This is a genomic window from Sutterella sp. KLE1602, assembly GCF_001578585.1.
GTDB classification, from domain to species: domain Bacteria; phylum Pseudomonadota; class Gammaproteobacteria; order Burkholderiales; family Burkholderiaceae_F; genus Sutterella; species Sutterella wadsworthensis_A.
Map to the genome: position 1 here is coordinate 1 of NZ_KQ968496.1, position 15,321 is coordinate 15,321.

Sequence of the window (15,321 nt, forward strand, 5' to 3'; positions counted from 1 at the left end):
AGTTGTATAGATTATTTTCTAACTATTCCATAGTTCGGCACGGTCTCACTGATCCACAAAAAGAGCGCCGTCACGAAGAGGCCGAACATAACCTGCTGCCGGTCGTCGAGGATCGCAAAGTCCAAAACATATGCGGTGAGGTAAAAGATCACGGCCGCAAGCGGCAAGCCCCAAGCGTAGAAGAAGCGCCCCAAGGCTCCCATCGGACGCTTCGGAAGCTTGTTGAGCGAATAGTTGTTCATGTCGAGCGGATCATAGGGCTGATCCGCCGGCGGAGTCGTCAGCTTGACGGAAGGCGTTGCCATAAGATTCTCCTTTTATTCTGTTGCTCTCGAATGAGTCTCCCATGCGAAATAGGGTAGTCTTTTCACAGCAGTAGAAAATCGAGAATCATTATTCCTACCATCAGATTTTCTTATGGATGGTCGTTGACATTCCTTTCGCCTCTTCTTCTTCAAAAAGTCTTCGAGTTCTCGGCGAAGGCCTTCTGCAGAAAGCGCATGAAGGCTTCGGTGTTCTTTGAAAAACGCCGGTCGTGTCGCCAAAGCATCAGGATGTTGCGCTTGAAGGGCGGCGCATCTAGACGAAGCTCGCACAGCCGTCCCTGCTCTAGCTCGCGCTCCACGACCGAGCGGGAAATGATGGCAAGGCCCGCCCCCTCCTCCACGGCTCGCTTGATGGCGCCCGCCTCATCCATTTCGATGGAACTCTTCAGGTTGAGCCCAATGTCCGCCAACTGAGCCGTCAGACTGATGAGCGAAGCCGTCAATCTTCCCGACAGGATGAAGGGCTCGTTGGAGAGCTCCTCCACCGTGACGAGCGGCGTTTGCACAAGCGGATGCGAGGGAGAAGCCACGAGGACGAACTCATCCTCACCGATCACCTTTGTTCCTACGTTTCGGGACGCGATCTGCTCGCCTTCGCCCACGATGGCAAGATCGTAGGCATTATCCTCGACCTGTGCGACGATGGTGTGCGCCGAGTGAATCGAAATCTGCAGCTCAATGTCGGGAAACTCGTCCCGAAAAGCCATCATGATTTTTGGGAGCATGTAGACACCAACGATCTTGGAAGCACCTATGCGGATCATGCCGCCGCGAAGCGCGCGCAGGTCTGCCAATTCGCGCTTGAGGTCGTCGACGCGATAGAAGATGTCGCGAGCACCGCGCATGAGAATCTCGCCCGCATCGGTCAGCACCACCTTTCGACCGGTTCGGTTGAAGAGCGGCATACCGAACTCCTCCTCAAGCGCCGCAATATGCCCGCTCACGGCCGGCTGCGTGAGGTTGAGTTCGTGCGCAGCTCTCGTAAAACTGCCGCACTTGATCACCGCGAGAAATGTCTTCATCTGTTGCAGATTGAGCATGCGTCGTCCTCAAAATCATTACAAATCCTTATCTCATTCTATCAGCACGACCTTTACCATCATACAAAGCACGGTATTTCCCCGTCGCCTTTCATCAGATTTCGTGATCCGACTGCAGCCACACCCAACGCAGCGCCCGATTCGGGCCGCATGGAACGAACTCGACGCCATGCTCAACGGCAACGGCCCTGAAAAAAAAACGAGCGCCCGCCCACTCCCCAACCACTATCCCACAAGCTTTTCGAAAGAAGGACGTCTGCCCATTCAGGATCATTTGGCGAACGTCCCCGCCCGACACCCCGTCGGCGTGATCGCCAACGGACGGCGGAAGTAGTTCGGCATAGACCGTTGAAGCCGAGCAAGCGAGCGGGCGCGTCCTCTTCGCAAGCTTTCGCACCGATCGAACAGCATTCGTCGCTCCCGAACAAAAAAAGGAAGCGTCATTCGACGCTTCCTTTTTTGTTGTCGGGCCTCAGGCCCGACGCAGTTCAGCGTGCCTCTCAGGCGCCGTAGCGGGCGCGGTAGGCGGCCACGGCCTCCTTGTGGCAGGAGACGGCCTTGGCCATGTCCGTGTCGCCGTTCATGAAGGCGAGCAGGTCGTTGAGGCAGATGATCGAGGCGACGTTCATGCCGAGCGTCTTTTCGACGTCCTGAACGGCGGAGGTTTCCGTCATTTCGACGGCATTGCCACCGCGTTCCTGACGGTCAAGGGCGATCAGCACGCCGGAGGGAACGGCACCGTTGGCCTGGATGATCTTGACGGATTCGCGCACGGAGGTGCCGGCGGAGATCACGTCGTCGATGATCACGACCTTGCCCTTGAGCGGGGCGCCGACGATCACGCCGCCTTCGCCGTGGTCCTTGGCTTCCTTGCGGTTGAAGGCCCAGGGCACGTCGCAGCCGAGGCGGGAGAGATTCATGGCCACGGAGGCGGCCAGCGGGATGCCCTTGTAGGCGGGACCGAAGATCATGTCGAACTCGATGCGGCCAGCGTCGCGGGCAGCCAGAAGCGTCTTCGCATAGAACTCGCCGAGGCGGTCGAGCAAGGCACCGGTGTTGAAGAGGCCGGCGTTGAAGAAGTACGGAGAGAGACGGCCGGCCTTGGTCTTGAACTCGCCGAAGCGAAGGACGTCGGCTTCCAGGGCAAATTCGATGAACTGTTCTTGAATCGGTTGCATGACTGTTTTTTCAAAAGGGAAAAAGAGGTCGCACGACCTCGCGGGATCGTGTGGCATTGTACTGCTAAACCTCGGTATCCTTAACCATTCGAATCTTGTTTCTAGAGGACTCCGATGTTCCGTATCGTGACTTTCAACGCCAACGGCGTGCGTTCCGCACTGACCAAGGGCTTCTTCAATTGGTTTCAGGCCCAGAACGCGGACGTGCTCTGCATCCAGGAACTCAAGGCTCAGGAGAAGGACATCCCTGCCGAGGTCGCCGGGCTTCCTGGCTATCAGGCCTTCTTCCACTGCGCCGAAAAGAAGGGCTACTCGGGCTGCGGCATCTGGTGCCGTCGGAAGCCCGACGAGGTCCGCTACGGATTCGGCGATCCCGAGTTTGATGCCGAAGGCCGCTATGTTGAGGCGATCTTTGGTGATCTCAGCGTCATCTCCTGCTATTTCCCATCGGGCTCCTCGTCCGAGGAACGTCAGGAGGCGAAGTTCCGCTTCCTCGCATCCTTCCTGAAGCACATGGACGAGCTCAGGACCTCCGGCCGTCGCGTCATTCTCTGCGGCGACGTGAACATCGCCCACAAGGAGATCGACCTCAAGAACTGGAAGGGCAACGTCAAGAACTCGGGCTTTCTTCCCGAGGAACGCCAGTGGCTGACGGATCTGTTCGAGAAGCACGGTTGGCGCGACGTCTTTCGTCTTGTCGACGCCAGACCCGAGCAGTACACCTGGTGGAGCCAGCGCGGTCAGGCGCGTGCCAAGAACGTCGGCTGGCGCATCGACTATCATCTGGCCACCGAAAACGTGGCGGCCGCCGCCCGCGCTGCGTCGATTTATCCGGACGAGAAGTTCTCGGATCATGCGCCGCTCACCATCGACTACGACTTTTCTCTCGAGGACTGACGAATGCTGCTCAAGGACGTGCTTTTTTCCCAGGGCTTCGGCACGCGCTATGACTGTGCGGCCATGGTGGCCTCCGGTGCCGTTGAAATCGCAGCCGAAGTGCACGACGATCCCGACGAGGACGTCGAGACCGAAGGTCTCGTCTTCCGCTGCCTCGGCACCGACTGGCCGTACTTTGAGAAGGCGATCATTGCGCTCAACAAGCCTGCGGGCTACGAGTGCTCGATGAAGCCTTCCGCTCATCCCTCCGTCATGACGCTGCTGCCAAGTCCGCTTCGCCGCCGCAACATGCAGCCCGTTGGCCGTCTCGATGTCGATACGACGGGCGTGCTGATCTTTACGGACGACGGCGCGCTGCAGCATCGTCTCATCCATCCCAAGCGCCACGTCTCGAAGATCTACGACGTCGTCTGCAGGCATCCCGTGGATGAGAAGACTCGCGAAAAGCTCATGGCGGGCGTCGTGCTCGACGACGATCCCAAGCCCGTGGCCGCCAAGGACGTGGAGATCCTTGACGAACACCATCTTCGCATGACGCTCGTGCAGGGCAAGTACCATCAGGTCAAGCGCATGATCGCAGCGTGCTCGAACCGCTGCGACGGCCTTCACCGCTCCGCCTTCGGCCTCTACGTGATGCCCGAGACGCTCAAGCAGGGCGAATGGGTCTGGCTGACGAAGAAAGATCTGGTCTAAATGAACGTCAGGGCGCTGATATCCGACTTTCGTGTCTACCTGCAGCCTCAGCCTGTCAGGATGTTCCTGCTTGGCTTCAGCTCGGGACTTCCCCTGCTGCTTATTCTGGGCACGCTCAGCTTCTGGCTGAGGGAGGCGGGGGTTGATCTGAAGACCATCGGCTTCTTCAGCTGGATCGGACTCGTCTACGGCTTCAAGTGGGTGTGGGCGCCGGCCGTCGACCGTCTGCGCATTCCCGTGCTCGGGCGCCTGCTCGGGCGCCGTCGCTCCTGGCTCCTGCTGTCCCAGGCGGGCGTCATTGCGGCGTTGGCGGGCATGGCGGTGTCGGATCCCCTGCATCACCTGCAGGGTATCATGGTCTTTGCGCTCATGTGCGCGTTCTTTTCGGCGACACAGGACATTGCGCTCGACGCCTACCGCATCGAGTCTGCGGACTCGAATCTGCAGGCCGTGCTCGCCGCCATGTACCAGACGGGCTATCGGCTGGCCATGATCTGGGCGGGCGCAGGCACGCTCGCGCTGGCGGCCTGGAGCGCAGGCGGAGAGACGGGCTACTTTCCGCATGCCTGGGAGTTCGCCTATCTCGGCATGGCGGCGTCCATGTGCGTGGGCGTGCTGACGGTGCTCTTCGTGAAGGAGCCCGAGGCACCCGTCCGGCCCGTAGAAGCCGTGAGCCGCTCGTGGCTCGAGCGCTTCGCTATCAATGTTGTCGCGCCCTTCAGGGACTTCTTCGTGCGCTTCGGCTGGGGGGCGGCGGGCATTCTGCTGTTGATCGCCACCTACCGCATCTCCGACATCGTCATGGGCGTGATGGCCAACCCCTTCTATTCGGACACGGGCTTCACCAAGGAGGAGATCGCGACGGTCTCCAAGGTGTTCGGCGTCGTGATGACGCTCGCGGGTGCTTTCGTGGGCGGCATCGTGACGATGCGTCTGGGAATTCTCAAGACGATGGCCGTCGGTGCGGTCCTTGCCGCCGTGACGAACCTTCTCTTCGCCGCACTGGCCGGCATTGGTCACAACGTAGGATTTCTCATCTTCACGGTGTCCGCCGACAACCTTGCGGCAGGTCTTGCGAGCGCGGCCTTCATCGCGTACCTCTCAAGCCTTACGAACAAGGCCTATTCTGCGACGCAGTACGCGCTCTTCAGCAGCCTGATGCTGCTTCTGCCGAAGTTCATCGCAGGCTTTTCGGGCGTAATGGTCGAGAGCCTCGGCTATCAGGGCTTCTTTCTCCTGACGGCATCGATGGGCGTGCCCGTGATCCTGCTTGTCTGGTGGGTGAGCAGGCAGGCGCGCGCCCGGGAGCTGATGAGCGGCGGGCGCGCGGAGAAGTAGTCTCGTGCCTCAGTGGCGTCGGCCGCCCTGCGGACGGCGCGGGCCCTTCGGAGCGGGCTTCTTCTTGGGAGGCTCCTCCTTCTTTTCGAAGCCGCGGGTGACGGCTGCGATTTCCGCGACGCTTTCCGCGATGTCTTCAAGCGCCTGGTCAAGGTTCTCGATCGGGCTTTCCAGATCAAGGTCCGCCTTGATTTCCGCAAGGTCGCCCGCCACGTCGTCGGGCAGATGACGGAGGATACCGAGCAGGGCGCCGTTGATGCGGTCGTCCGTGCTGTCCTTGAGACCTTCCCAGCGGTTGATCACTTCGGAGAAGCCGAGGGCGAACGGAATGACGGCGGCCACGCTGTCGGCGCCCCGCACGGGACGGCCGCGGTTGTCCTCGATCTCGTAGATGATCGGATCGATGGGGCGGCAGCGCGCAAGCGTCGTGTCGATGGAGCGGTAGCGGCGGTAGATGAGTTCCTCCAGACGGTCCTGTTCGTCGGGATCCGCCAGAGCGGCGTCCTGACGGGCCTGGGAGTCGAAGATGTAGGGCATCCAGTCGCCGGGAGACGGCTCGTCGGGCAGGCACAGAAGCGCGGTGAGGAAGCCGTCCATGTAGTCGGGCTCCATCGGCTCGAACGGTTCGGGCATGGCGGCAAGCAGTTCGCCGAGTTCGACGAACTCGTCATCGTTCAGCGGTTTTTCGTAGGAATTGCTCATAGGGTAGTGGACGGATCGGCGACCTTCCTGTTCTGGAAGGCCTCCTCCTCCTGAATAAAGGATTGATGGACGGCCTTGGCGGATCGGCGTCGCAGCACGCTGGCTGCGAAGACTTCGGCCTTGGCCCTGTCGGTCTTCAGAATTCGCTTCTTGATGGCGGGAATCTGGGTGAGCGTCATGGAAAGACGCGTGCATCCGAGTCCGATGAAGAAGGGGACGAGTTCCGGTCGGGCAGCCATTTCACCGCATACGGACACGCTCTTGCCTGCCTGGTGGACCTGTCTGACCGTCGTGGCGATCATGCGCAGCACGCTCGGGTGGCACTCGTCGTAGTACTTTGAAACCGCTGCATTCGTTCGGTCGACGGCCAGCGTGTACTGCACGAGGTCGTTGGTGCCGAGCGAGAAGAAGTCGAGGACGGGAATCAGGTCCTTGAGCATCATGACGGCGGCGGGAACCTCGACCATTCCACCGAGCGGAACGTCGGCGGTGAACTTCTGGCCTTCGGCGGCAAGTTCGCTGCAGGCCAGCGAGATGAATTCGCGCACCCTGCTGACGTCCTCGGGCGATGTGACCATCGGCAGCAGGATTCTGACATTGCCCGACCCCGTGGCGGCGGCGCGCAGGATTGCGCGAAGCTGCGTGACGAAGAGCTTCGGATGCGCAAAGCAGAAGCGCAGGCCCCTGAGGCCGAGCGAGGGATTCAGCTCCTCGAGCGGTCCGGTGGTGAGCTTTTCGAGGGCGTCCTGCGACATGACCTTGTCGCCGCCGAGGTCGGCCGTGCGAATCACGACGGGCTGGCCCTTCATCGAGCGGATGACGCGGCAGTACGCGTTGTACTGCTCGTCTTCGCAGGGAAGGTCGTCGCGGTTCATGAAGAGGAATTCCGTGCGGAAGAGCCCGACGCCGTCCGCACCCGCGCGATGGACGTCCTTGACGTCCTCGGGGAGCGCGATGTTGGCGAAGAGCTTGATCGTGTGTCCGTCGAGCGTGACCGCGTCAAACTGCTTGAGCTTCTTGAGGCGCTTCTTCTCGGCGGTCAGAAGCTTCATGCGCTGGCGTGCGTTCCTGCGCTTTTCGGCGGAGGGGCTCAGGTCGATGAGCTCTTCGTCCGCGTTGAGCAGGACGGGCACGTCGGTCTCGAGGATCTCGCAGGCGCCCTTGACGCCGACCAGAGTCGGAATTTCAAGCGAGCGCGCAAGAATGACGGCATGACTCGTAATGCTGCCTTCCTCGAGGATGATGCCCGCGATGTCGAGGTCGTCTCGGCCGCGCAGAAGCAGCATGTCGGCGGGATCGAGCTGGTCGGCCACGAGAATGATCGTCTCGTCAAGGCCTTCCGCTTCAAGAAGGCTTGAGGCGGAGCGCCTGCCCGTGAGCACGCGCTGCACGCGCAGGACGACGTGCGCGATGTCCTTGATGCGTTCGCGGATGTAGTCGTCCTCGATGGACTCGAAGTCTCGTCGCGTCTTTTCAAGGCGCAGCGACAGCGCCCATTCGGCGTTGACGAGCTTTTCCTTGATGATGTCGACGGTCTCCTCGATCAGGGTGGGGTCTCGAAGGATGGTGCGGTGCACGTCGATGAACGCCGCCGCCTCGGCCGGCATGTCTTCGTCGGCGGAGTCGATCAGGGCGCCGAGCTGCTTGTCGACGGTGGCGATGGCGGCGCGCAGGCGCTGGATTTCGCCGCGGGTTCCGGTCTTTTCGATGACGAACTGCGGGATCTCCAGATCGCCGGCGGAGAATTGCTGGCAGAGGCCGTAGGCGATGCCGGGATAGACGCTGATGCCCGTCAGCTTTTCGGGAGGCGGTGCCTGTTCTTCGACTGTGGAGGACGCAACGAGGGGTTCGTCACTCATGGTGGATTCTCCGTCTTAGGCTTGTTCGCCGAACTTGTTGTCGAAAAGGGCGGTGATGTCCTTGATGGCGCTGTCTTCGTCGGGACCGTCCGCCGTGACGGTGAGCGTCGTGCCTGCGGGCACGGCCATCGTCATGAGGCCGAGAATCGACTTGGCATCCACGCTGTGGTTGTTGTGCGTGAGCGTGATGGAGGATTTGAAGAAGCCTGCGGTCTTGGCGAGCAGGGCGCAAGGACGGGCATGGAGCCCGAGCTTGTTGAGCACGGTGAGCTGCTTAGTCTGCATTGACAGTGTCCTTGATGGCGGAAGGCTTGCCGCAGGACGTGGAGATGCCGCCTCGCGCGGCTCCCTCGGCGATGACGGCAATGCGGGCCGCGCATTCCTCGTGATGACTGAGAGCGGTGATGAGTGCGGGCAGATTGACGCCCGTGATGACGCGCACCTGCGGATTGTCCAGAAGACGATGGGCGATGTTGGAAGGCGTCGCGCCGAGAACGTCGGTGAAGACCAACACGTCCTGATTCGCGGGGAAGTTCGAGATGAGCCTGCGGGCTTCCGCCTCGCCTTGCTCGGCGTCCACGTCGCAGGGCACGTCGAAGACTGCGATGGAGTCGCAGAAGGTGTCGCCCGTGGCGCTGAAGATGTGCCGGGCACAGCTTTTCAATGCGCTGGCCAGCGGCTCGTGGGCGATGATGCAGATCCCTGCAGACACAGAAGGCTCCGTTAGGTACGATAAAATCCAGTGGGTATGTTATGCGAAGTAGTGTAACCCAAGGTTGTGATCGGGAGTGTCTTCTATGTCTCTGGTGCTTTTTTCATGCCGTGCCACAGGGCCGTTCATTATGTTCGAGGAAACGGCCAGGCGGGTCTTCAAGGTGCTCGGCCGCCCGTGGACCGAAACAGGCGCCTTCTCCTGCGACGAGCTGCCCGAAATCCTGAGGATCCTTGATGAGGAGGCCCGCAAGGACAAGGAGCGCCTTGCGCAGATCGAGGCCGAGCGGGAAAGGAAGCTTCGCGAGTCGACCTACGACGAGGAGCTCCGCATGCGCGAGGAGGAGAAGGAGGAGAAGAGGAACTCCGTCGAGAAGATCAATTTCTTTCAGCGCGTCGTGCCTCTCCAGTCGATGATCAAGCGCGCCATCAAGCACGGCGACGCCATCATGTGGGGCCGTCCGTAGGACTGCACGTCGCAGGCGGCCTCACCGCCTGCATCAGATTCGCCAGAAGTTCCGCGTGAAGATCGCGAACACGGTGAAGATCTCCAGGCGCCCGATGAGCATCAGGAAGGAGCAGACGGACAGCTGGATGTCGCTCAGGTCCGCATAGTTTCCCGTCGGGCCGACGCCGCCGAGGCCCGGGCCGATGTTCGAAAGCATGGCCCATGCGGCGCTGATGGCGTCCCCGGGGGGGAGTCCCGCCAGAAGCAGAACGGCTGCGCCGATCACGAAGGACGTGAGCCAGACCATGAAGTAGGCCAGCACGGCGATGCAGACTTTTTCGTCGATCGGCGTCTTGTTGAGCGTGAGCGGAACCACCGCCTTCGGATAAAGCAGCTTCGTCATTTCCCTTCGGATCATGCCGAGGATGATCAGCAGGCGCACCATCTTGATGCCGCCGCCCGTCGAGCCTGCGCACGTCGAGAACGCTGCGGCGACCAGCAGGAGGACGGGCAGGCCGAGCGGCCAGGAGGCGTAGTCGACCGTTGCGTAGCCCGTCGTCGTGATGACGGAGACCACTGAGAAGAGCGCGTGGCGCACGGTTTCGGCCGACGTTTCGTAGACGTGCGCGTCGGCGAGCACGATGATCGTGAGGGCCGACATCAGGGCGGCCGTTGCAATCCAGGCCTTCGCCTCCGCGTCCTGCAGGTAGATCAGGAAGTTCCTGCGCCTCCATACCATGAAGTGGAGGGAGAAGTTGAAGCCGCTGATCAGCATGAAGACGATGGCGACCGCATCGACGGCGGGACTGTTGAAGTATGCGAAGCTTGCGTCATGCGTGCCGATGCCCGAGAGGCTGACGGTCGTCATCATGTGCATGATGGCGTCTTCCCATTCCATGCCTGCCAGATGGTAGGAGATCGCGCAGGCGACGGAGACGCCGAGATAGATGATGTAGAGCGCCTTGGCCGTGTCGGCGATGCGGGGCGTCAGGCGGTGCTCCTTGAGGGGGCCCGTCGTCTCGGCCTTGATGATCTGCGAGCCGCCCACGCCGAGCAGCGGGAGAATGGCCACGGACAGCACGATGAGGCCCATGCCGCCGATCCACGAGAGGAAGCAGCGCCAGCCGTTCAGTGATACGGGAAGCTTGTCGAGTCCCGTGAAGACCGTTGCGCCCGTCGTCGTGAGGCAGGACATCATCTCGAAGTAGAGCTGTGCAAAGCTCATGTCGGGGCGTTCGATGATGAAGGGAATCGTGCCGAAGAGCGGCACGGAGGTCCATATCAGTGTCACGAGAAGAAAGCCGTGCCTTGAAGTCAGCTCCCGCCGCCAGCGACGGGTCAGAAGCATCAGGACCACGCCCGTGGCGAGCGTGATGAGAAAACACGTCAGAAAGCTGTCCGCCGCGCCGTCCTGCTTTGAGACGGAGAGCGTGAACGGAATGAGCAGCGCCGCGGCGAGCCAGATGAAGACGGGCCCAGAGGCATTGAGCACCGGCAGCAGCAGATAGCGGATCGTGTTGAACATGGCGTCAGGCCTCCTTAGAAGAAGCCGACATTGACCGTGAAGAGTCGTTCGATCTTCGGGATGAGCTTCTTGGAGGGCACGAAGACGATCACGTGGTCCTCCGCCTCGATGACGGTGTCCTTGTCGCCCATCAGTACGAGCGCGTTTTCATCGTTGCCGCGGATCAGGGCTCCGATGGCGCAGCCTTCGGGCAGCGAGATGCTGCCGATGCGCCTGCCGACGACCTTGGAGCTTCTGCGGTCGCCGTGGGCGACGATTTCGAGCGCTTCGGCCGCGCCGCGTCTCAGGCTGTAGGCGGCCGCCACGTCGCCGCGGCGCACGTGGCGGATCAGCTCGCCGAGCGCGGCGGTGGTGGTCGACAGCGTGATGTCGATCTGGCTGCCCTGCATGAGGTCGCCGTAGGCCTTGCGGTTGACGAGCGCAATGGTCTTGCCTGCGCCGAGCTTCTTGGCCAGAAGGGCGCCGAGGATGTTGTTCTCGTCGTTTTCGGACACTGCAATGAACAGGTCGCACGTCTCGATGCCTGCGGCGTCAAGCACGTCCTCGCTGGTGAAGTCGCCCTCGATCAGCATGGCGGCATCGCCGAGCTCGCGGGAGAGGCGCTTCACGACGTTGCGGTCATTCTCCAGAATCCTGATGTCGAAGTTGCCGCCCGGACGGTTTTCGCCGGTCTTGAGCATGCGCGCGAGATTGAGGGTGAAGCTGGGCTTTCCCGCAATCATGATGCTGTGCACGGGGCGCTCGCGATGGCGCAGCTCCGCCATGACGCGCCTGGCGTGTCTGGTGTCGCACAGACAGATGACCTCGTCGCCCGCCTCGACAATGGTGGAGGCGTTCACCTCCAGACGGCGGTTGCGGCGGAAGATGGCCACGATGCGTGCGGGAACCTGAGGCAGATGCGTGAAGAGTTCACGGATCGGGCGGCCCACCAGCGGACTGCCCGACTTGGCGCGCACGGCGATGAGGCTCGCAAGCCCTTCTCCGAATTCCTGAACCTGAATGGCTTCGGGAAAGTCAATGAGCTTGATGAGATAGCTCACGAGCGCCTGCTCGGGCCAGATGATGGACGTTGCTTCAAAGCCTTCCTCGCCCAAAATGCGGGGATAGTCTCGAAGCTCGTTGTTGCGGACGCGGGCGATGCGGGTCGGAATGTTGAAGATGCGGGCGCAGAGCATCGTTACGACGAGGTTCGTCTCGTCGCTCGAGGTGACGGCGATCAGCATGTCCGTATCGGCCGCGCCTGCATCGGTCAGCACCTGCGGGCTGGTGGCGTTGCCCACGACGCCGCGCAGGTCGAATCTCGACTGCAGGGATCCGATGCGCTCGGCGTCCTGGTCAACGACGGTGATGTCGTTGGCTTCGGAGACCAGACTCTCGGCGACCGAGCTGCCGATGCGGCCTGCGCCCACAATAAGGATTTTCATGAGTCGTCCGAGCCGTTATTCACGTCGGTGGTTTTCTGATGGATCTGGAAGCACTTCTTGTTGTCGGGAGTGTCCGAGGTTTCCTCGGAAAGATCTTCCATCGTGTCGCCAGCCGCTATGTGATCGGATTCATCCTTTCTGGTGGTTTTCTTGAGCTCCAGGCCGAGCTGGCGAATCTTGCGGTAGAGGTGAGTGCGCTCCAGACCCGCATGCTTGGCAAGCATCGTGACCGAGCCGCCGTAGAACTGGGCGACGCGGGTGATGTAGGCGCGTTCAAGACTGTCGCGAAGCTCACGCAGCGGCAGGTTGAGGTTGAACTCGAAATGGAGTTCGGGAACGTCGATGATCGGCAGGCGGGCCTGAGGACCGATGCGAAGCGGCACGTCCGTGAGAATGAAGTGGTCGCAGAACCTGGACTTGTCGTTGAGGTTGGCGAGCGAAACATTCAGAGGGGAGCAGGAAGCTTTTTTCCAGCCCGCCAGAGCGACGCTGGCGGCCTTGGCCTGTTCGTTTTCGCGGGGACGCGAAACCTTTTCGTGCTCCCAGAACTGGATCATCTGCTTGCACGTCTTCAGAAGCTGCTGCATCGAGATCGGCTTCTCGAGGAAGTCCATTGCACCGAAGCGCGTGGCCTCCATTGCGGTTTCAATGGTGCCGTGGCCTGACATCATCACGATGGGGCACCTGACGGTGTTATGCGAATACCACTCCTTGAGCAGGGAAATGCCGTCCATGTCGGGCATCCAGATGTCAAGGAGAATCAGGTCGAAGTCGTGCTTGCCAACTAGGCTCTGAGCGATTTTGGCATTTTCTGCGGTCAGGACTTGGTAGCCCTCGTCCTCCAGAATCTCTGAAAGGAGCTCGCGGATACCGTATTCATCGTCAACGATCAAGACTGTATGCATGTTGTGGCTCAGTTGGAAATTGGGTTGTGCTCTAGTCGAGAGACTTTGAAGACAATTTCGACAGATGCGCCGAGAATCTCGCCGGTTTCTTCGTTGCTGCGGTTCTTGAGCTTGATGGCGGCGCCGTGGTCGTCAAGGATCTTCTTCACGATCGGCAGGCCGAGCCCCGTTCCCGTCGGCTTGGTTGTCACATAGGGGTCAAAGGCAGCATTCAGGATTTTATCCGTAAAGCCGGGCCCATTATCCTCAATAGAGAGTTTAACAGCGCCGATTGCGCCTGCATGGTATTGGGATTCCAGCGCTTCCGTTCTGATCGAAATGCGAACGAGCTCACCTTCCGTCACGGCCTCGAGGCTGTTGGAAATCAAATTGTGGAACACCTGCCTGAGTTGGGCGGGGTCCGCGTCGATCTCCGGCAGCCCCTCTCCGGGGACGAAGCTGATGGCGTGACCTGCATCGTGGTAAAGCTGCAGGACGGTTTCCATGAACTCGTTGAGGTTCAGCGGGACAAGGGATGCGGCGGGCATGCGCGCGTACTCCCTGAAGTCGTTGACCATCTGCCTGAGCGTGTCGACCTGCTCGATGATGGTGTTGGTCGTCCTCTGGAGAAGCTGCAGGTCCTTTTCCTCGGTCAGCTTGGCGTGAAGCTTCCAGGCCAGCCTTTCGGCGGAAAGCCTGATGGGCGTGAGCGGATTCTTGATCTCGTGCGCAAGGCGGCGGGCGACCTCGCCCCAGGCGGTGGCTCGCTGCGCCTTCATGAGGGCGGTCACGTCGTCGAAGACGAGCACGGACCCCGTCTGGGTGCCGAGTTGCATGGGCGTAGTTTTCAGGTAGAGCGGAATCGTCACGCCGTTCTGTTCAAGCTCGAAGTCGAGGGGTTCGGGGGCCGTGCCGATGCTCTCCCTGTGCTGATATTCCTCGAGGGTCGAAACGAATTCGGGCAGCGTATCGCGAAGGGAGGCGCCCGTCATCACGTTCTGCTCGCCCATGATGCGGCGTGCCGCCTGATTGGCCGTGACGACCGTGTACCAGTGGTCCACGACCACGACGCCCGACGAAATGTTGCCGAGCACGCGCTCCAGAAACGCCTGGGCCTGCTCGGCCTGCAGGCGCTGCAGCTCGAGGCCGCGTCTGGCTTCGGACACTTCCTTGATCATCGAGTTGAAGGAGCGGGTCAGCACGTTGATTTCGTCGCCGCCCTGGAACTCGCGGATCGGCATGAAGTCGCCCGTGGCCACGCGTCTGGTGCCTTCGGCAAGTTGCATGACGGGCGACGTCGTCCTGCGTGCAAAGGACAGCGCAGCGAGAACGCTCGCGAAGACGGCAAGCAGGACGATGAGCGAGAGCGTCAGCGCGTAAAGCGTGGCCATGGAGCTCTGGCTGTAGGCCAGCTGCTGGTACTCGCGGTAGCCTGCGACGAGCGTGGCCGCATGAAGCCCGATCGTCTTGTCGACGGGCTGGGTCAGTTGCAGGAAGAGCTGCTGGCTGCTGGCGGTCTTGGCAAGCAGTCCCGTGGTCTTGAAGTCGGAGAGGGACGGAGCGTGCAGCGTCGAAATGGGGATGATGACGCGTATGCGTAGGTCGCTTGAGCCGCCTGTCGCTTCAGGAGCCTCGAAAAGCGTGTCGCCGTCGACGATGCTGTAGATGCCCGTCGTCTTGGCGGTCTTGAGCTGGAGCTGCGAGGGCAGGTCGGGCATCAGCACGTTGATGCGGGAGCCTGCAGCCGCCACGGCGGAGCCCGTGCTTGTGAGGACAAGAGCCTCGGTTCCCGAATGCGGCTCCAGAAGCTTGAGCAGGTCGTGTAGCATCAGGGAGTCGGGCGTCCCGGCGAGTGCATCCGCGAAGTCACGTGCCAGCTCCTGCGTGGACTGTTCCTGCTTGGCGAGCATCTCCTGCGTGATGCGAACGCCTGCGTCGAGCGAGGCCTCCACGCGTGGAGAGAAGGAGTCCTGAAGCGAGCGGCTGATGAAGGCCGTGGAGATCGCATAGACAGTCAGCGTCGGCACCACGCTGATGAGGGCCGTCGTGAGCGCAAGCTTCGCCGTCATGTGCGAGCCGTACTGCTTTGAGCGCTGGCGTCTTGCCAGACGCAGGCACAGCGTCGTCACGACGCAAAAAAGGACGGCGGCGATGACGGCGTTCAGGACGAGCAGGAACGGGAAGTACCTGTCGAACAGCTTGGGATTGAAGAGACTGATCGCCAGCCCGAGCATGGCGATGCTCGCAAAGGAGATGGCGATCAGGGTGCTGTAGCGTAACCAGCGGGGCATGGCTG

Annotated in this window: 16 protein-coding genes; 5 read left to right on the top strand and 11 right to left on the bottom strand. The window is 61.2% G+C overall.

Features of this window, described 5'->3' with window-relative positions; translation table 11 throughout:
• Nucleotides 1-11: 11 nt before the first annotated feature.
• Nucleotides 12-305 carry a hypothetical protein gene (locus tag HMPREF3036_RS01765; RefSeq protein WP_062331077.1) on the bottom strand — a complete coding sequence of 98 codons (294 nt, stop codon included), beginning with the start codon at nucleotides 303-305 and terminating at the stop codon, nucleotides 12-14.
• A gap of 149 nt (nucleotides 306-454) precedes the next feature.
• A complete protein-coding gene (locus tag HMPREF3036_RS01770; RefSeq protein WP_062331079.1) occupies nucleotides 455-1,366 on the bottom strand; it encodes a LysR family transcriptional regulator in 912 nt (303 codons plus the stop codon).
• On the opposite strand from HMPREF3036_RS01770, the gene HMPREF3036_RS11805 reads away from it, so the two are divergent.
• The gene (locus HMPREF3036_RS11805) at nucleotides 1,365-1,700 is read left to right on the top strand and encodes a hypothetical protein (RefSeq protein ID WP_156469715.1); all 336 of its coding nucleotides are present in this window, start codon (nucleotides 1,365-1,367) and stop codon (nucleotides 1,698-1,700) included. The genes HMPREF3036_RS01770 and HMPREF3036_RS11805 overlap by 2 nt on opposite strands.
• 166 nt (nucleotides 1,701-1,866) lie before the next feature.
• Here HMPREF3036_RS11805 and pyrE read toward each other — a convergent pair whose 3' ends face one another.
• The gene (gene pyrE, locus HMPREF3036_RS01775; RefSeq protein ID WP_038006341.1) at nucleotides 1,867-2,544 is read right to left on the bottom strand and encodes an orotate phosphoribosyltransferase; all 678 of its coding nucleotides are present in this window, start codon (nucleotides 2,542-2,544) and stop codon (nucleotides 1,867-1,869) included.
• A gap of 114 nt (nucleotides 2,545-2,658) precedes the next feature.
• Here pyrE and HMPREF3036_RS01780 point away from each other — a divergent pair, with 114 nt between their 5' ends.
• From HMPREF3036_RS01780 to HMPREF3036_RS01790, 3 genes are read left to right on the top strand one after another with little or no spacing between them, the layout of a single operon-like run.
• The gene (locus HMPREF3036_RS01780) at nucleotides 2,659-3,441 is read left to right on the top strand and encodes an exodeoxyribonuclease III (RefSeq protein WP_005434107.1); all 783 of its coding nucleotides are present in this window, start codon (nucleotides 2,659-2,661) and stop codon (nucleotides 3,439-3,441) included.
• A gap of 3 nt (nucleotides 3,442-3,444) precedes the next feature.
• Nucleotides 3,445-4,134, top strand: a complete 690-nt coding sequence (locus HMPREF3036_RS01785) for a 16S rRNA pseudouridine(516) synthase (RefSeq protein ID WP_005434106.1) — start codon at nucleotides 3,445-3,447, stop codon at nucleotides 4,132-4,134.
• Nucleotides 4,135-5,472, top strand: a complete 1,338-nt coding sequence (locus HMPREF3036_RS01790; protein WP_062331082.1) for an AmpG family muropeptide MFS transporter — start codon at nucleotides 4,135-4,137, stop codon at nucleotides 5,470-5,472. It begins immediately after the preceding gene.
• Between the two features lie 9 nt (nucleotides 5,473-5,481).
• Here the strand turns inward: HMPREF3036_RS01790 and HMPREF3036_RS01795 are convergent, their stop codons facing one another.
• The 4 genes from HMPREF3036_RS01795 to HMPREF3036_RS01810 are packed head-to-tail and all read right to left on the bottom strand — an operon-like array spanning nucleotide 5,482 to nucleotide 8,745.
• Entirely contained in the window at nucleotides 5,482-6,174 is a 693-nt protein-coding gene (locus HMPREF3036_RS01795; protein WP_005434104.1) for a YecA/YgfB family protein, read from the bottom strand.
• Nucleotides 6,171-8,033 (bottom strand): phosphoenolpyruvate--protein phosphotransferase, encoded by a 1,863-nt coding sequence (gene ptsP, locus HMPREF3036_RS01800; RefSeq protein WP_005434103.1) that lies wholly within the window; start codon nucleotides 8,031-8,033, stop codon nucleotides 6,171-6,173. Before ptsP ends, HMPREF3036_RS01795 begins: the two co-directional genes overlap by 4 nt.
• Before the next feature lie 15 nt (nucleotides 8,034-8,048).
• A complete protein-coding gene (locus tag HMPREF3036_RS01805) occupies nucleotides 8,049-8,318 on the bottom strand; it encodes an HPr family phosphocarrier protein (protein ID WP_005434102.1) in 270 nt (89 codons plus the stop codon).
• Nucleotides 8,308-8,745, bottom strand: a complete 438-nt coding sequence (locus HMPREF3036_RS01810; RefSeq protein ID WP_062331085.1) for a PTS sugar transporter subunit IIA — start codon at nucleotides 8,743-8,745, stop codon at nucleotides 8,308-8,310. The genes HMPREF3036_RS01805 and HMPREF3036_RS01810 overlap by 11 nt, the downstream gene beginning before the upstream one ends.
• A gap of 85 nt (nucleotides 8,746-8,830) precedes the next feature.
• On the opposite strand from HMPREF3036_RS01810, the gene HMPREF3036_RS01815 reads away from it, so the two are divergent.
• Nucleotides 8,831-9,211: a DUF1840 domain-containing protein gene (locus HMPREF3036_RS01815; RefSeq protein WP_005434100.1), complete on the top strand. Its 381-nt coding sequence runs from the start codon at nucleotides 8,831-8,833 to the stop codon at nucleotides 9,209-9,211.
• 33 nt (nucleotides 9,212-9,244) lie between these two features.
• On the opposite strand, the gene HMPREF3036_RS01820 is transcribed toward HMPREF3036_RS01815, so the two are convergent.
• Genes HMPREF3036_RS01820 through HMPREF3036_RS01835 form a run of 4 tightly spaced genes read right to left on the bottom strand, consistent with a single transcriptional unit; the run spans nucleotide 9,245 to nucleotide 15,316 of the window.
• Complete coding sequence (locus tag HMPREF3036_RS01820) at nucleotides 9,245-10,717, bottom strand: TrkH family potassium uptake protein (protein ID WP_005434099.1); 1,473 nt, start codon at nucleotides 10,715-10,717, stop codon at nucleotides 9,245-9,247.
• 14 nt (nucleotides 10,718-10,731) lie between these two features.
• Nucleotides 10,732-12,141 carry a Trk system potassium transporter TrkA gene (trkA, locus tag HMPREF3036_RS01825; protein ID WP_005434098.1) on the bottom strand — a complete coding sequence of 470 codons (1,410 nt, stop codon included), beginning with the start codon at nucleotides 12,139-12,141 and terminating at the stop codon, nucleotides 10,732-10,734.
• Nucleotides 12,138-13,046 carry a response regulator gene (locus tag HMPREF3036_RS01830; RefSeq protein WP_062331088.1) on the bottom strand — a complete coding sequence of 303 codons (909 nt, stop codon included), beginning with the start codon at nucleotides 13,044-13,046 and terminating at the stop codon, nucleotides 12,138-12,140. The genes trkA and HMPREF3036_RS01830 overlap by 4 nt, the downstream gene beginning before the upstream one ends.
• An 8-nt stretch (nucleotides 13,047-13,054) precedes the next feature.
• Nucleotides 13,055-15,316 (bottom strand): HAMP domain-containing histidine kinase, encoded by a 2,262-nt coding sequence (locus tag HMPREF3036_RS01835; RefSeq protein ID WP_062331091.1) that lies wholly within the window; start codon nucleotides 15,314-15,316, stop codon nucleotides 13,055-13,057.
• Between the last annotated feature and the right edge of the window lie 5 nt (nucleotides 15,317-15,321).

Coding starts and splice junctions, on each gene's coding strand:
- HMPREF3036_RS01765 (WP_062331077.1), bottom strand. CDS start 305: ATGGCAACGCCTTCCGTCAAGCTGACGACTCCGCCGGCGGATCAGCCC.
- HMPREF3036_RS11805 (WP_156469715.1), top strand. CDS start 1,365: ATGCGTCGTCCTCAAAATCATTACAAATCCTTATCTCATTCTATCAGC.
- HMPREF3036_RS01770 (WP_062331079.1), bottom strand. CDS start 1,366: ATGCTCAATCTGCAACAGATGAAGACATTTCTCGCGGTGATCAAGTGC.
- pyrE (WP_038006341.1), bottom strand. CDS start 2,544: ATGCAACCGATTCAAGAACAGTTCATCGAATTTGCCCTGGAAGCCGAC.
- HMPREF3036_RS01780 (WP_005434107.1), top strand. CDS start 2,659: ATGTTCCGTATCGTGACTTTCAACGCCAACGGCGTGCGTTCCGCACTG.
- HMPREF3036_RS01785 (WP_005434106.1), top strand. CDS start 3,445: ATGCTGCTCAAGGACGTGCTTTTTTCCCAGGGCTTCGGCACGCGCTAT.
- HMPREF3036_RS01790 (WP_062331082.1), top strand. CDS start 4,135: ATGAACGTCAGGGCGCTGATATCCGACTTTCGTGTCTACCTGCAGCCT.
- HMPREF3036_RS01795 (WP_005434104.1), bottom strand. CDS start 6,174: ATGAGCAATTCCTACGAAAAACCGCTGAACGATGACGAGTTCGTCGAA.
- ptsP (WP_005434103.1), bottom strand. CDS start 8,033: ATGAGTGACGAACCCCTCGTTGCGTCCTCCACAGTCGAAGAACAGGCA.
- HMPREF3036_RS01805 (WP_005434102.1), bottom strand. CDS start 8,318: ATGCAGACTAAGCAGCTCACCGTGCTCAACAAGCTCGGGCTCCATGCC.
- HMPREF3036_RS01815 (WP_005434100.1), top strand. CDS start 8,831: ATGTCTCTGGTGCTTTTTTCATGCCGTGCCACAGGGCCGTTCATTATG.
- HMPREF3036_RS01820 (WP_005434099.1), bottom strand. CDS start 10,717: ATGTTCAACACGATCCGCTATCTGCTGCTGCCGGTGCTCAATGCCTCT.
- trkA (WP_005434098.1), bottom strand. CDS start 12,141: ATGAAAATCCTTATTGTGGGCGCAGGCCGCATCGGCAGCTCGGTCGCC.
- HMPREF3036_RS01830 (WP_062331088.1), bottom strand. CDS start 13,046: ATGCATACAGTCTTGATCGTTGACGATGAATACGGTATCCGCGAGCTC.
- HMPREF3036_RS01835 (WP_062331091.1), bottom strand. CDS start 15,316: ATGCCCCGCTGGTTACGCTACAGCACCCTGATCGCCATCTCCTTTGCG.